Raw genomic sequence first — 14869 nt, forward strand, 5'->3', positions numbered from 1 at the left:
CTCTTTAGGCCGCGAAGGCCGCCACGGCACCGATCACGATGATCGCGGGGGGCCGAATTCCTTCGGATCGGATGCGTTCCGGTGCGTCCGCGAGGGTCGCCCGCAAACTTCTCTGTGCCGACGTCGTTCCATGCTGCACCACGAGCACCGGCGTATCCGCAGGTCGTCCGCCGTCGAGCAGGACTTTGGCGAAAAGCTCGATCCGTTCGACGGCCATCAGCAAAACAATCGTGCCGTGGAGAGCGGCGAGCGCATCCCAATTGACTAACGATTCGGGGTGGTCGGGCGCAACGTGGCCGCTGACCACCACGAACTCGTGCGTCATCGCCCGGTGAGTCACCGGGACACCAGCCAACGCGGGCACCGCTATGGCACTGGTCACACCCGGCACGATCGTCACCGGAATGCCGGCATCGGCGCACGCGATCACCTCTTCGTAACCGCGTGCGAACACGAACGGATCGCCGCCCTTGAGGCGGACCACGAACTTGCCCTGTTTGGCGCGATCGATGAGGACCTCGTTGATGGCCTCCTGCGCCATCGCGCGGCCGTAGGGGATCTTGGCGGCGTCGATGACCTCGACGTCCGGGGACAGCTCGGCGAGCAGATCCTGCGGCGCGAGCCGGTCGGCCACGACGACGTCGGCGTGGGCGAGCAACCGGCGGCCGCGCACGGTGATCAGCTCCGGGTCACCGGGACCTCCCCCGACCAGTGCGACTCCGCCGGCGACCACGCCGGGCGCGTCGGCCGCGATCACGCCCTGCTGCAGCGCCTCGTGGATCGCCGAGCGGATGGCCGCCGAGCGGCGGTGCTCTCCACCGGCCAGCACGCCCACCGACAGGCCTTCGTACTCGAACGTGGCCGGGGTGACGGCGGTACCTTCCACGGCGATGTCGGCCCGGACGCAGAACACGCGGCGGCTCTCCGCCTCGGCGACGATGGCGGCATTGACATCGGGATCGTCGGTGGCCGCGATCACATACCAGGCGTCTTCCAGATCTCCGTCACGAAAAGGCCGCAGCGTCAGCGTGATTCCCTCGATCGCCTCGACCGCGGGGGTGGCAGCGACGGTGATGACGTGCACGTCGGCCTCGGAGGCCACCAGCAGGGGCAGGCGTCGCTGGGCGACCGTGCCGCCTCCCACCACGACGACCTTCTTGCCGGCCAGGCGCAGGCCCACCAGATAGGCGTTGTCGGTCACCCGGCGAGCTTAGAGCGTGCCGCCGCACGGACGAAGCGGGCGATGGCTTCTGGATGGGCAGCCGGATGGATGTGCAGATACCCCGCGTGCACACCCGCCCGGACCGCACCGTCGTCGACCATCGCGCCCGTCCGGCCCCGGTAGCGCCAGGCGGGCTGCCGGCCTGGCGCGTAATGCATTGCGGTGCGGTGGAATTCGTGCCCGACGGCGCGATCGCCGATGCGGTGCAGCGACGAGTCGGTGACAGCCACGGCGTCTCGGTATCCCAGGGTCAGCGATGGCGTGAACGACGCCGAGCCGTTGATCACACCGCACATGGGATGCCCGTCGAGATCGTCGGCCAGGTAGGTCAGGCCGGCGCACTCGGCGTGGATCGGGGCGCCCGAATCGGCCAGCGCGGCGATCTGTTCACGCGCCGCATGATTCGCGGAGAGCTCCGGGCCGAACTCCTCCGGGAAGCCGCCGGGGATGACGAGTGCCGCCGTGTTCGGAGGCAGCGGCTCGGTGAGGGGGTCGAAGGCGACGACGTCTGCGCCTGCCGCGCTGAGCAGTTCGGTGTGCTCTGCGTAGGTGAACGTGAACGCGCGACCTGCGGCCAGCGCAACGGTGACCGGTGGTCCCGCGGGTTCGCAGACGTGCGGGGTCCACGGGTCATCGGGGACATCGCTGCGGGCAGCCGCGACGACGGCGGCGAGATCGACGTGCCGGGCGATCAGCTCCGCCATCGCGTCGACCGCGGCCCCCGCCTGCCGGCCGTGCTCGATCGCGGTCACCAACCCGAGGTGGCGCGACGGGACCGCGAGCTCGTCGGTCCGCGGGACGGCGCCCAACACGGCGATGCCGGCCTGCTCGCATCCCTGGCGTAGCACCGCCTCGTGGCGGTCAGAGCCCACGCGGTTGAGGATCACGCCGACGAGGCGCACCGAATTGTCGAAGGTGGCGAAGCCGTGCACCAGCGCGCCCACGCTGTGGCTCTGTCCGCGGGCGTCGACGACGAGGATCACGGGGGTGCCGAGCAGTCCCGCCACATGGGCGGTGGAGCCGCGCGCAGCCCCGGCCGCCGGCGCGTCGCTGATGCGCCCGTCGAAGAGGCCCATCACGCCTTCGACGACGGCGATGTCGGAGTCGGCACTGCCGTGTCGGTAGAGCGGCCCGATGAGGTGGTCACCGACGAGCACGGGATCGAGGTTGCGGCCGGGCCGACCTGCGGCCAGCCCGTGATAGCCCGGGTCGATGAAATCGGGGCCGACCTTGAACGGGGCGACGCGATGCCCGGCCCGCCTCAGTGCGCCGATGAGCCCGGTCGCGATCGTGGTCTTGCCGCTGCCGGACGCCGGCGCGGCGATGACGATCCCCGGGGTACTCACCACTCGGAACCCCGTCTGTCGTGGTTCGCTGCGCTCACCACTCGGAACCCCGTCTGTGGTGGTTCGCTGCGCTCACCACTCGGAACCCCCGTCTGTCGTGGTTCGCTGCGCTCACCACTCGATTCCTCGCTGGCCCTTGCGGCCCGCGTCCATCGGATGCTTGACCTTGGCCATCTCGGTGACCAGATCGGCGGCATCGAGCAGTGCGGCCGGGGCGTCGCGCCCGGTGATCACCACATGCTGCGTGCCGGGCCGCGACGCCAGCACGTCGACGACCTCGGCCACGTCGACCCACCCCCACTTCAGCGGATAGGTAAACTCGTCGAGCACATAGAAGTCGTGGCGCTCCTCGGCGAGCCGCCGTACGATCTCGGCCCAGCCCTCGGCAGCCGCGGCGGCGTGGTCCTCCTCGGAGCCGGCCTTACGCGACCACGACCAGCCCGCACCCATCTTGTGCCACTCGACGGGTCCGCCGACTCCACGTTCTGCATGCACCCGCCCGAGCTCGCACAGCGCCGTTTCCTCCCCCACCTTCCACTTGGCGCTCTTGACGAACTGGAACACCGCCACGTCGAAGCCCTGGTTCCAGGCCCGAAGCGCCATCCCGAACGCCGCGGTGGACTTGCCCTTGCCCGCACCGGTGTGCACTGCGAGCAGCGGCGCGTGGCGGCGGGCCCGCGTGGTCAATCCGTCGCGGGGTACAGCCACGGGCTGACCCTGAGGCATCGCATTCCCTTCTCAGGCCGCGGCCTGTGTCTTGACCACAGCGGTCAATGCGTCGGCGCGCAACTGATCCAGCCGCACCGCCGGCGCCAGCAGCCGCCGCGCCAGATCTTCGGCCAAACCCAAACGAACGTAGGAGGTTTCGCAGTCCACCACGACGGCAGACGCGCCCTCGGCCACCAATCGTGCTGCTGCTGTGGCCGTACGGCCCAGCGGATCGGGACCGCCGGTCGCCCGCCCGTCGGTGAGTACCACCACCAGGCTGCGGCGCGCCCGGTCCCGCGTCCGTTCCCGGACCACCATGTCGCGCGCGGCGAGCAACCCCTGCGCCAGCGGCGTCCGCCCCCCGGTGTCGAATCGCGCGAGCCGCGTGCTGGCCACGTAGACCGACGACGTCGGCGGCAGCAGCACCCGGGCATCCTGGCCGCGGAACGTGATGACGGCGACCTTGTCACGACGCTGGTAGGCGTCACGCAGCAGCGACAGCGTGGCGCCGCTGACCGCCGACATCCTGTCGCGCGCGGCCATCGAGCCCGACGCGTCGACGACGAAGATCACCAGGTTGCCCTCGCGGCCCTCACGCACCGCGCGCCGCAGATCGTCGGGGCCGGGTCGCAGCCGGCCCTGCCCGCGGTGGCGACCGGCGGCCGCGAGCAGCGTGCCGAACACGTGCATACCGTGGCCGGCTTGCGGGTCGGTGGTCGCGGCGACGACCGTTCCGGTGCGGTTGCGGGCCCGCGAACGACGCCCGGGCGCACCGTCACCGACACCGGGAACCACCAGTGCCTTGGTCCGGAACGCTGCCGAGGGCGCCGCGCTGGGCCGGGTCGGTGGCGGTGAACCCGCTTGCGGCGCAGCGTCTTCGGCGCCGTCGGACGACGAGTTCTGCCCGCCGCCGGGCGGGTCGGGATCCGGCTCGGGTCGGGACTCCGCGGCGGCCTCGCCGGCCTGAGCCATCGCGTCGTCGAGCCGACCCTCGTCGAGCCCGGGGTCGTCGAACGGATCGCGACGGCGGCGATGCGGCAGCGCCAGTTCCGCCGCCACGCGCACGTCCTGCTCGGCGACCTCGGCCGCGCCGCGCCACGCGGCGTGGGCCACCGCGGTGCGCGCCACCACCAGGTCGGCGCGCATCCCGTCGACGTCGAATGCCGCGCAGAGTGCGGCGATGCGCCGTAGTTCGCTGTCGGGCAACACCACATCGCCCACTCGGGTCCGCGCGTCGGCGATGTGGCGGGCCAGCTCGGTGTCGGCGTCGGCGTAGCGCGCGGCGAAGGAGGCGGGGTCGGCTTCGTAGGCCAGCCGCTGACGGATCACCTCTGCGCGGACGTCGACGTCGCGGGAGGCCATGACGTCGACGGTCAGCCCGAACCGGTCGAGCAGCTGCGGGCGCAGTTCTCCCTCTTCGGGATTCATCGTGCCGATCAACACGAAGCGCGCCTCGTGGCTGTGGGAGACCCCGTCGCGTTCGACATGCACCCGGCCCATCGCGGCCGCGTCGAGCAGGACGTCGACGAGGTGATCGTGCAGCAGGTTGACCTCGTCGACGTAGAGCACACCACGGTGCGCCCGGGCCAGCAGTCCCGGCGAGAAGGCGTGCTCACCGTCGCGCAGCACCTTCTGCAGGTCCAGCGACCCCACCACCCGGTCTTCGGTCGCCCCGATCGGCAGCTCGACGAGATGTCCACCCGGATGGGCACTGTCGCCGCCCGCGGCGCGGAATGACTGCGTCAGCACCTGCGCCAGACCCCGCACCGCAGTCGATTTCGCGGTGCCCTTCTCGCCGCGGATCAGCACGCCGCCGATGTCGGGGCGTACCGCGCACAACACCAGCGCCAGCTTCAGGCGATCGTGGCCGACCAGTGCGCTGAACGGGTAGAGCTGTTCTGTCACGGCTTGACCATCGGAACGTGGGGAATCCCGTCGTCGAGGAATTCGTCTCCGTCGCGGACGAATCCGTGCCTGCCGTACATCTCCTCCAGATACGTCTGGGCGTTGATGTGACAGGGATAGTCGCCGACCTCGGCCAGCGCTGCGGTCAGCAACCGCGCAGTGTGCCCGTGTCCGCGATCGGAGCGTTTGGTGCACACCCGCCCGATGCGGAAGGCCTTGTGCCCGGCCGGATGTTCCTCCATCAGGCGCAACGTCGAAATCACTTGCCCCTCGGTGTTTTCCAACCAAAAATGGCGCGTCTCGCTGAGCAAGTCACGGCCGTCGAGCTCGGGATAGGGCGTCGCCTGCTCCACGACGAACACCTCCACCCGCAGCTTGAGGAGCTCGTAGAGCGTGGCGGCGTCGAGATCCTTGGCCCAGCTCCGTCGCAACGCCGCGGTCATCGGCACCGGACCGTCACACGGTCGCCGCGGTCGGGGAATGCTCGGTACCCGCCGACGACACATCGGGTGCGGTCTCGGGCAGTGCACCCGCGGGCTTGTCGAGCTTGAGCACCTTGGTGCCGCGCGCCCAGATCTCTTCGAACAGCTTGGGTTCGGTGGACAGTTGGGTGCCCAGCGACGGGACCATGGCCTTGATCGTGGGCAGCCATGCCTGGTAGCGGTCGCCGAAGCACCGCGACATCACCTCGAGCATCGCGGGCACCGCAGTGGACGCCCCCGGCGACGCGCCGAGCAAGCCGGCGATGCTGCCGTCGGCCGCCGAGAGCACGGTGGTGCCGAACTCGAGCACCCCGCCCTTGCCCTTGGCCTTGCGGATCACCTGCACCCGCTGTCCCGCGATGTCGAGTTCCCAGTCCGAATTCTTGGCGCTCGGCGCGAACTCCCGCAGTGCGTCGACACGTGCCGATTCGCTGAGCAGCAGCTGACCGATCAGGTAGCGCAGCAAGCCCATCTCGGTGAGCCCGACCCCGAGCATCGAGACCAGGTTGTCCGGTTTGACCGACAGCGGCAGATCTGTGATCTTGCCCTGCTTGAGGAACTTCGGGGACCAGCCGGCGAACGGCCCGAACAGCAGCCATGAGCGGCCGTTGATCACCCGGGTGTCCAAGTGCGGCACCGACATCGGCGGTGCACCCAGAGGCGGCAGTCCGTACACCTTGGCCTGGTGGCGCGCGGTGAGGTCGGCGTTGCCGCTGCGCAGCCACTGACCGCCGACCGGGAATCCGCCGAAGCCCTTGGCCTCCTTGATGCCCGCCTTCTGCAGCAGCGGCAACGCGCCACCGCCGGCGCCGACGAACACGAAGCCCGCGTTGAACTTCCGCTTCTGGCCGGTGCGGCGGTTGACGACCTTGACCGTCCACCGCCCGTCCGAGCCCTGGTCGAGGTCGGTGACGCTGTGGCCGAACAGCGTCGACATGCCCTTCTTGGCGCCGAAGCCGATCAGCTGCCGAGACAGCGAGCCGAAGTCGACGTCGGTACCGTCCTGGGTCCAGTTCAGGCCGACGGGCTCGGAGAAGTCGCGCCGCTCGGCCATCAACGGCAGCCTGCGCACGAACTCGTCGCGGTCGTCGATGAACTCCATCGTCGAGAACAGCGGGTTGCTCACCAGTGCGTCGTGCCGGGCCTTCAGGTACTTCACGTTGTCCTCGCCCTGCACGAAGCTGACGTGCGGGATGGGATTGAGGAAGCTGCGCACGTCGGGGATCACGCCGTTCTCGACGGCGTAGGTCCAGAACTGGCGCGACACCTGGAACTGCTCGTTGACGTTGACGGCCTTGCTGATGTCGATGCTGCCGTCCGGACGCGCCGGGGTGTAGTTCAACTCACACAGCGCAGAGTGGCCGGTACCGGCGTTGTTCCACGGGTCGCTGCTCTCGGCCGCCGCGCCGTCGAGGCGCTCGACGAGCGTGATCGACCAATTCGGTTCCACCAACCGCAGCAGCGCCGACAGGGTCGCGCTCATGATCCCTGCTCCAACCAGCAGGACGTCGGTCTTCTCCGCTTCAGACACCAACTCGATCGGCCCTTCGTGGTCGCGTCCCCGTTGCTCACGGCTTACCTGCGTTCAGGTTATCCCGCCGCGCGCAGCCGCAACCCTCCGACCACCTCGCCCACTATGGTGGCTGTCGTGTCCGGATGGCAGCCCGACGTTCTGTCCGGGTACTGGCAGACCACCTTCGCGCTGGGTCCCGACCCCGACGGAGAGGGCGATCTGGAAGCCACCCTGGTACGCCGAGGTGCCGCCGATCCGGCGGCACGCCAGGCCGTGCTGATGGTGCACGGTTTCACCGACTACTTCTTCAACACCGAGTTCGCCGACCACCTGGCCGCCCGCAGCATCGCGTTCTATGCCATCGACCTGCACAAATGTGGCCGCTCGCACCGGCAGGGCCAGACCCCGCACTTCACCACCGACCTCGCCCGCTACGACACCGAGCTCGAGCGTGCACTGACCACGATCGTCGACGAGACCTCGGCCACCGTTCTGATCTCCGGCCATTCGGCCGGTGGGCTGGTGGTCTCGCTGTGGCTCGACCGGCGCCGCCGCCGTGGCGCGCCGCCGGTCGTCTCGGGGCTGCTGCTCAACAGCCCCTGGTTCGACCTTCAGGGACCCGCGATCCTGCGCTCTCCTCCGACCACGGCAGCACTTCGCACGTTGGGACGATGGCGCACGCGAACCGTGGTCCGGCGCCCCACCGAGGGCGGCTACGGGACCACGCTGCACCGCGACTATGCCGGCGACTTCGACTACGACCTGACGTGGAAACCCGTCGGCGGATTCCCGGTGACTCTCGGCTGGATTCGAGCGATCCGCCGCGGACAGGCACAGCTGCACCGCGGACTCGACGTCGGCGTGCCCAACCTGATCCTGCGGTCGGACCGCAGCGTGCGCGAGGTTCCCGACACCGAGCTCATCCAACGCGGCGACGCGGTGCTCGACGTCGCCCAGATCGCCCGCTGGGCCGGCTGTGTCGGCAACCGCAGCACGGTGGTGCCGATCGCCGACGCCAAGCACGACGTGTTCCTGTCGCTGCCCGAACCCCGGCGCGTGGCCTATCGCGAGTTGGATCGCTGGCTCGACTGGCACTCAGAAGAGGGAGAAACCCATGGCTGACTTCGACATCGCGATCATCGGCACCGGCTCGGGCAACAGCATCATCGACGACCGCTACGTCGACAAGAAGGTTGCGATCTGCGAGCAGAACATGTTCGGCGGAACCTGCCTCAATGTCGGCTGCATTCCCACCAAGATGTTCGTCTACGCCGCCGAGGTGGCCGAACAGATCAAGCAGGCATCGACATTCGGCATCGACGCACACGTGGAGGGGGTGCGCTGGCCCGACATCGTCTCCCGTGTGTTCGGCCGCATCGATCCGTTGTCGGCCGGCGGCGAGCAGTACCGGCGGTCGTCCCCGAACGTCGAGGTGTTCAGCAGCCACACCCGATTCGCCGAATCCACAGGCGGCCGCACCGATCCCGATGGCTATCGGCTGCGCACCGACGACGGTGACGAGTTCACCGCCGAGCAGGTGGTGATCGCCGCGGGCGCCCGGGCCACCGTGCCACCGGCGATCACCGAGTGCGGGGTGGCCTACCACACCAGCGACACCATCATGCGGATCTCCGAGCTGCCCGAACACATCGTGATCGTCGGAGGCGGTTATGTCGCAGCCGAATTCGCGCACATCTTCTCATCGCTGGGGTCGCGGGTGACGATCGTGCTGCGCGGCACGACGATGCTGACGCACTGCGACGACACGATCTGTGAGCGGTTCACCGATCTCGCGGGAAAGAAGTGGGAGATCCGCAGCCGCCGCAACATCGCGCACGGATCCTCGGACGACTCCGGGGTGACGCTGACGCTCGACGACGGCGCCACGGTGCACGCGGACACCCTGCTGATCGCGACGGGCCGGGTGCCCAACGGCGACCTCCTCGACGCGCATCACGCCGGTGTGGACGTGGTCGACGGGCGCGTCACCGTCGATGAGTACCAGCGCACCACCGCCCGCAACATCTTCGCCCTCGGCGACGTGAGCTCGCCGTTCCAGCTCAAGCACGTCGCCAACCACGAGGCCAGGGTGGTGAAGCACAACCTGCTGCAGGACTGGGACGACACCGAGAACCTGATGCCGGTCAATCACCGCAACGTGCCGTCTGCGGTGTTCACCGATCCCCAGATCGCCAGCGTCGGATTGACCGAAAACGAGGCGCGCGCAGCGGGTTACCGCATCCGATCCAAGGTGCAGGACTACGGTGACGTCGCCTACGGCTGGGCGATGGAGGACTCCACCGGCTTCGCGAAGCTCATCGTCGACGACGACAGCGGACTGTTGCTCGGTGCACACATCATGGGACACCAGGCGTCCTCGATCATCCAGCCGATCATCGGCGCGATGGCCTTCGACCTGCCGGCCCAGGACGTGGCTCGCAGCCAGTACTGGATTCACCCGGGGTTGCCCGAGGTGATCGAGAACGCGCTGCTAGCCCTGTGCGGTGAGCCGCCGTGGCCGCCGTCGAGGAGACACTAGCCAGCTCACGCGGCTGCACGCAGGTATCCGCGATCGGCTGCGACGTCGACGAGCAGCCGGCGCAGTGTGTTGCGCCCCCGGTACACCCGCGACATCACCGTGCCCACCGGGATGTCGAGGATCTCGGCGATCTCCCGGTGCGGCAGCCCCTCCACGTCGGCGTAATACACGGCCAACCGCTGGTCTTCGCGGAGCTGACCGAGTGCGTGGCGTACCTCGTCGTCGCCGAGCGCCGTCAGGGCCGCGAGTTCGGCTGACGGCAACCCCGTCGACGAGTGGGCCGCCTGCGCTGCGACCTGCGCGTCGGTGACGCTCTCGGAGAGCAGCTCCGCCGGCCGGCTCTGCGCCCTGCGATAGGACGAGATCCAGGTGTTGGTGAGGATGCGCAGCAACCAGGCGCGGATGTTGGTGCCGTCCTGATAGTGGTGAAACGCCGCGTAGGCCTTCAGCATCGTCTCCTGAACCAGGTCTTCGGCGTCGGCGGTGGTGGCGGTGTGACGGCGAGCCGCCCGGTAGAGGGTGTCGAGCAGGGGCAGAGCGTCGCGCTCGAAGCGCTCAAGGTGCGGGTCTGTCGTCATCACCGTGGTCCTCCACATCGATTGCCGGCCAGATGATTCCGGCCTCCTGATGTCCAATCTAGGAGCCGCCCGCCGTACCGCCAGGTGTTCATAGCGAACACACAACATGTGTATCGGGTATGAAAGACGCTCTGACAGATCAGCTTTCGGACGACACGCGACGCTGCTGCACCGTCAGCGCGCCGGGTCCGGTGGCGACGAAGAGCAGGAAGATGAAGCAGTACAGCACCGCCGTCTCTCCGCCGTTGACCAACGGCCAGAAGGCGTCGGGGAAGTGCATCCAGAAGTACGCGACCGCCATCATCCCCGAAGCGACGAATGCCGCAGCGCGGGTGAACAACCCGAGTGCGATGAGGCTGCCGAGCACCACTTCCAGAACGCCGGCCCACCACGCCGGCCAGGTACCCAGCGGAACGGGTTGGCCTTGTGGCCATCCGAACAGCTTCGCCACGCCGTGCATGGCGAACAGGAGCGCGACGACGATTCGAAAGGCCCCGAAGGCCACCGCGGACTGGTTGGTGATCCGGGTTTCGAGCGTGTTGGTGCTCATGGTGATGAAGTCCTCCCCTGTGATTGGGCGCGATTGCATGACTCGGCCGGCGACCATTGGCGGCCACTGTCATCGTCAACGCCCCGGCGGACCGCGGCACCGGACTCATAGGCGATTCATAGGTGGCGAGGAAGTTATGAGGACTCTATGAACCGTGATGCCTTCCGTCGGATTCCCGCGACAATGGACCGATGACGTCTGCACCGCTCGAGGGCAGCGGGCCGCGCCGCGCGATCCTGGGCAAGCTGCCGCGCTTGTCGCGCCCCGACGGGTCCCCGATCCGCGTGCTGCTCGTCGACGATGAGCGCGCCCTGACCAATCTGGTCCGTATGGCTCTGAAGTACGAAGGCTGGGACATCGAGGTGGCTCACGACGCCGCGGAGGCGGTGGAGAAGTTCCGCACCCAGTCCCCCGACCTCCTGGTGCTCGACATCATGCTGCCCGACATGGACGGGGTCAGCGTGCTCGGCGAGCTGCGCAGCAGCGGGCCCTACATCCCCACACTGTTTTTGACCGCCCGCGACTCGGTGCACGATCGGGTCACCGGTCTGACCGCCGGCGGCGACGACTACATGACCAAGCCGTTCTCGCTCGAGGAGCTCGTCGCGCGCCTGCGCGGCCTGCTGCGCCGCTCGGCCCACCTCGCGCCACCGGACGACGAGATCCTGACGGTCGGCGATCTGACCCTCGACGCCGCCAGCCGCGAGGTGACCCGCGCCGGCGAGCCGGTGAGCTTGACCTCCACCGAGTTCGAACTGCTGCGGCTGCTGATGCGCAACCAACGCAAAGCTTTGTCCCGCAGCGACATTCTGCGACAGGTGTGGAACTACGACTTCGGCGGCCGCTCGAGCATCGTCGACCTCTACGTCTCCTATCTGCGCAAGAAGATCGATGCAGACCACGAACCCATGATCCACACCGTGCGCGGCGTCGGCTATCTGCTGCGGCCCGCCTCGTGAGGAATGCCTGGCGACGTTGGAGTCTGCTGCGACAGCTCACGGTCGGGGTGTCCGTCGTGGTGATGGCCGTGCTGGTCGCGGTGGGCACGGCATCGGTGGTGAGCCTGCGGGGGTCGGTGCTGGGCATCATCGACGCGCAGCTGGCCGGGGCCGCCAACGCCTCTGTGCAATCGGTCGAGAAGTACCGCAGCACCGTGGGGCCCGACGGTGAACTCCCGCCCCCCGGGTCGATGAAGCCGCTGACCCGCCTGATCGGCCAGGCCCCCGGCAACGTCGTCGCGCTGCTTCGGGGCGGCGCCGTCGTCGACTCGGCGTTGTTCGGTGACGGTGACGCGCAGCCCGCACCACCTGAGGCCACCGCAGCAATTGCCAACCTCTCGTGGAGCGATCCAGCGCCCCGCACCGTCGAGCTGCCCGGACTGGGCTGGTACCGGATGACCGGTCAACCGGGTGGGGCCGGCGAAATCCTGGTGACCGGCGTCTCGCGCGCGCCGGCCTGGGACGCGATGATCCAGGAGTCGGCGGTGGTGTCCGGGATGGTCGCCCTCGCCGTGCTGGTCACCGCGCTGTGCACGATCGCCATCGTGCGCTTCGCGCTGCGCCCGCTGCGCCGGGTCGCGGCAACCGCGGCCGCGGTGGCCGAATTGCCCCTCGACGGTGACAACCACACGATCACGCCGCGCGTCGAGGTCGGCGACACCGATCCGCGAACCGAGGTCGGGATGGTCGGGGTGACCCTGAACCGTCTCCTCGACCACGTCGAGCGCTCCCTCGGCGACGTCGCCGCGTCCAATCGGCGGATGCGCCAGTTCATCACCGATGCCAGCCACGAGCTCCGCACCCCGCTCGCGGCGATCCACGGCTACGCCGAGCTGACCCGCCAAGACAGTGAGGTCCTGCCGGAGACCACGGAGTACTCGCTGGCCCGCATCGAATCCGAGGCGGGGCGAATGAGCGATCTGGTGAGCGATCTGCTGCTGCTGGCTCGCCTGGACGAAGGGCAGGATCTCCAGATCACCGATATCGACCTGACCGAGCTCGTGGTCGACGCGGTCAACGATGCCGCGGTGTCAGCTCCGGCGCACCACTGGCTGACCAGGGTGCCCGACGATCCGGTCTGGGTGCGGGCCGACCGCGCCCAGCTGCACCAGGCGCTGGCCAACCTGCTGTCCAACGCCCGAGTTCACACGCCGGCAGGCACCACCGTGACCACGTCGATCGGACCCGGGATCGGCGACGCGGGTGAACCCTTCGTCGAGTTGACGGTCGTCGACGACGGGCCCGGCATCGACGCCGCCCTGCTGCCGCATCTGTTCGGCCGGTTCGTCCGCGCCGACACGTCCCGGTCTCGGGAGACCGGCAGCTTCGGGTTGGGTTTGTCGATCGCCGCATCCATCGTCGAATCCCACGGCGGCAGCATCAAAGCCGAATCCGGTTCTGAGACAACGACCTTTTCGGTTCGTCTGCCGACAGCCGTGCCGCTCAGTTCGCCAGACCCTGCGCCTGCGTCGTCGCGGCGGTGAACCGCCGCTGCACGTCGGCCCAGTTGACCACGTTCCAGAAGGCCTTCACGTAGTCGGCTTTGACGTTGCGGTACTGCAGATAGTAGGCGTGCTCCCACATGTCGACCTGCAGCAGTGGGACCACACCCAGCGGCACATTGCCCTGCTGGTCGAACAGCTGAAACGTCAGCAGCCTGCTACCCAGCGTGTCGTAGCCCAGCACAGCCCATCCCGAGCCCTGTAACCCGTTGGCCGCCGCGGTGAACTGGGCGCGGAACGCGTCGAAGGAGCCGAACTGGTCGTCGAGTGCCGCGGCCAACTCTCCGACCGGCTTGTCTCCGCCGTCCGGCGACAGGTTCTTCCACCAGATCGTGTGGTTGACATGCCCTCCGAGGTGGAACGCGAGGTTCTTCTCGTGGAGAAAGATCGCACTGTGGTCGCCGGCGCCACGCGCCTCCTCGAGTGCCGCGATCGCGTCGTTGACGCCCTTGACATAGGTCGCGTGGTGCTTGCTGTGGTGAATCTCGTTGATCTGCCCGGAGATATGGGGTTCGAGCGCGCCGTAGTCGTAGCCCAGGTCGGGCAGCGTGTAGTCAGCCATGCACATCCTCTCGTCGGTTACGGACCTCGACTATATCTGTCCACCTGTTCAGATGAGCACTTTTGTGTTATCGTTGCAGTGCGGGCCCGGCCGCGGCAGTCGTCGATGCAGCACATCACCGCATTGCCGCGGCAGGCCCGCGCCATACATGGCGAAAACTGTTGATCGAGAACAGGTTCAAAGAGTCTGAACGGTTCACGGAGTGTGAACGGCTCACGGAGTGTGAACGGCGAAGCCCCAGGGCAGTTCGAGTCGATGCGCCGCGAGCAGTGCAGTGTCGGAGAGCACCTCGCCGATCGGTCCGTCGGCCACCACCGAGCCGTGGTCCATGATCACCGCGCGGGTGCACAACTGCGCGGCATAGGGCAGATCGTGGGTGACGATCATCATCGTGGCCTCGAGCCCGGCCAGTGTCTCGGCCAACTCACGTCGAGCCACCGGGTCGAGATTCGCAGAGGGCTCGTCGAGGACCAAAACTTCTGGCTCGCAAGCCAATACGGTCGCCAATGCGGCCCGTCGGCGCTGCCCACCGGACATGTGGGCCGGGCTGCGGGCGGCCAGTTCGGACATCGAGACGGCCTCCAGTGCGCTGGCCACCCGTGCCTCGAGCTCGGCGCCGCGCAGGCCGAAGTTCGCCGGACCGAACGCGACGTCCTGGGCAAGCGTCGGCATGAACAGCTGGTCGTCGGGGTCCTGGAACACCAACCCCACGCGACGTCTGATCTCGCGCAACGTGCTGCGCACCACCGGTGTTCCACCGATATCGACGCGGCCCTGCGATGCGCTGAGCACCCCGTTGAGGTGCAGCATCAGCGTGGTCTTGCCCGCCCCGTTGGGTCCGAGGAGGGCGATCCTCTCCCCCGGCGCGACATCGAGGTCGACACCGGCCAGCGCGGCGTGTCCATCGGGATAGGTGTAGTGCAGGTCCTCGACGTGGACCGCAGCGGTGCTCATCGAATTCGAG

The 14869-nt window shown here is 68.4% G+C and carries 14 protein-coding genes; 4 read left to right on the forward strand and 10 right to left on the reverse strand.

From position 1 onward, the window contains the following. Positions 1-4 precede the first annotated feature (4 nt). The 6 genes from cobA to mqo form a co-directional block, all read right to left on the reverse strand. Positions 5-1201 (reverse strand): uroporphyrinogen-III C-methyltransferase, encoded by a 1197-nt coding sequence (gene cobA, locus ACZYYX_RS22415; protein WP_463816828.1) that lies wholly within the window; start codon positions 1199-1201, stop codon positions 5-7. Then, entirely contained in the window at positions 1198-2568 is a 1371-nt protein-coding gene (locus tag ACZYYX_RS22420; RefSeq protein WP_463816829.1) for a cobyrinate a,c-diamide synthase, read from the reverse strand. Before ACZYYX_RS22420 ends, cobA begins: the two co-directional genes overlap by 4 nt. Positions 2569-2679: 111 nt before the next feature. After that, positions 2680-3294, reverse strand: coding sequence for a cob(I)yrinic acid a,c-diamide adenosyltransferase (cobO, locus tag ACZYYX_RS22425; RefSeq protein WP_463816830.1), 615 nt, complete (start codon positions 3292-3294; stop codon positions 2680-2682). 12 nt (positions 3295-3306) lie between these two features. Continuing rightward, positions 3307-5181, reverse strand: coding sequence for a magnesium chelatase subunit D family protein (locus ACZYYX_RS22430; protein WP_463816831.1), 1875 nt, complete (start codon positions 5179-5181; stop codon positions 3307-3309). Continuing rightward, positions 5178-5624 carry a GNAT family N-acetyltransferase gene (locus ACZYYX_RS22435; protein WP_463816832.1) on the reverse strand — a complete coding sequence of 149 codons (447 nt, stop codon included), beginning with the start codon at positions 5622-5624 and terminating at the stop codon, positions 5178-5180. Before ACZYYX_RS22435 ends, ACZYYX_RS22430 begins: the two co-directional genes overlap by 4 nt. 13 nt (positions 5625-5637) lie before the next feature. Then, a complete protein-coding gene (mqo, locus tag ACZYYX_RS22440) occupies positions 5638-7194 on the reverse strand; it encodes a malate dehydrogenase (quinone) (RefSeq protein WP_463816833.1) in 1557 nt (518 codons plus the stop codon). Positions 7195-7311: 117 nt separating this feature from the next. Between mqo and ACZYYX_RS22445 the strand changes: the two genes are divergently transcribed. Beyond that, the gene (locus ACZYYX_RS22445; protein ID WP_463816834.1) at positions 7312-8298 is read left to right on the forward strand and encodes an alpha/beta hydrolase; all 987 of its coding nucleotides are present in this window, start codon (positions 7312-7314) and stop codon (positions 8296-8298) included. After that, positions 8291-9715 carry a mycothione reductase gene (gene mtr, locus ACZYYX_RS22450; protein WP_463816835.1) on the forward strand — a complete coding sequence of 475 codons (1425 nt, stop codon included), beginning with the start codon at positions 8291-8293 and terminating at the stop codon, positions 9713-9715. Before ACZYYX_RS22445 ends, mtr begins: the two co-directional genes overlap by 8 nt. A 5-nt stretch (positions 9716-9720) precedes the next feature. Here the strand turns inward: mtr and ACZYYX_RS22455 are convergent, their stop codons facing one another. Together ACZYYX_RS22455 and ACZYYX_RS22460 are read right to left on the reverse strand one after the other, a co-directional pair. Beyond that, complete coding sequence (locus tag ACZYYX_RS22455; protein WP_463816836.1) at positions 9721-10401, reverse strand: sigma-70 family RNA polymerase sigma factor; 681 nt, start codon at positions 10399-10401, stop codon at positions 9721-9723. Between the two features lie 31 nt (positions 10402-10432). Beyond that, complete coding sequence (locus ACZYYX_RS22460) at positions 10433-10843, reverse strand: DoxX family protein (protein WP_463816838.1); 411 nt, start codon at positions 10841-10843, stop codon at positions 10433-10435. 191 nt (positions 10844-11034) lie between these two features. Here ACZYYX_RS22460 and ACZYYX_RS22465 point away from each other — a divergent pair, with 191 nt between their 5' ends. Both ACZYYX_RS22465 and ACZYYX_RS22470 read left to right on the forward strand, forming a co-directional pair. Beyond that, the gene (locus ACZYYX_RS22465; RefSeq protein WP_463816839.1) at positions 11035-11802 is read left to right on the forward strand and encodes a response regulator transcription factor; all 768 of its coding nucleotides are present in this window, start codon (positions 11035-11037) and stop codon (positions 11800-11802) included. Positions 11803-11864: 62 nt separating this feature from the next. Then, on the forward strand, positions 11865-13325 hold the full coding sequence (locus tag ACZYYX_RS22470; RefSeq protein ID WP_463817180.1) for a sensor histidine kinase: 1461 nt from the start codon (positions 11865-11867) through the stop codon (positions 13323-13325). Here the strand turns inward: ACZYYX_RS22470 and ACZYYX_RS22475 are convergent. Both ACZYYX_RS22475 and ACZYYX_RS22480 read right to left on the reverse strand, forming a co-directional pair. After that, positions 13285-13905, reverse strand: coding sequence for a superoxide dismutase (locus ACZYYX_RS22475; RefSeq protein ID WP_463816840.1), 621 nt, complete (start codon positions 13903-13905; stop codon positions 13285-13287). The genes ACZYYX_RS22470 and ACZYYX_RS22475 overlap by 41 nt on opposite strands. A gap of 213 nt (positions 13906-14118) precedes the next feature. Beyond that, on the reverse strand, positions 14119-14859 hold the full coding sequence (locus ACZYYX_RS22480; RefSeq protein ID WP_463817181.1) for an energy-coupling factor ABC transporter ATP-binding protein: 741 nt from the start codon (positions 14857-14859) through the stop codon (positions 14119-14121). Positions 14860-14869 lie beyond the last annotated feature (10 nt).

The sequence above is a fragment of the Mycobacterium sp. IDUB_1 genome, from assembly GCF_055419625.1.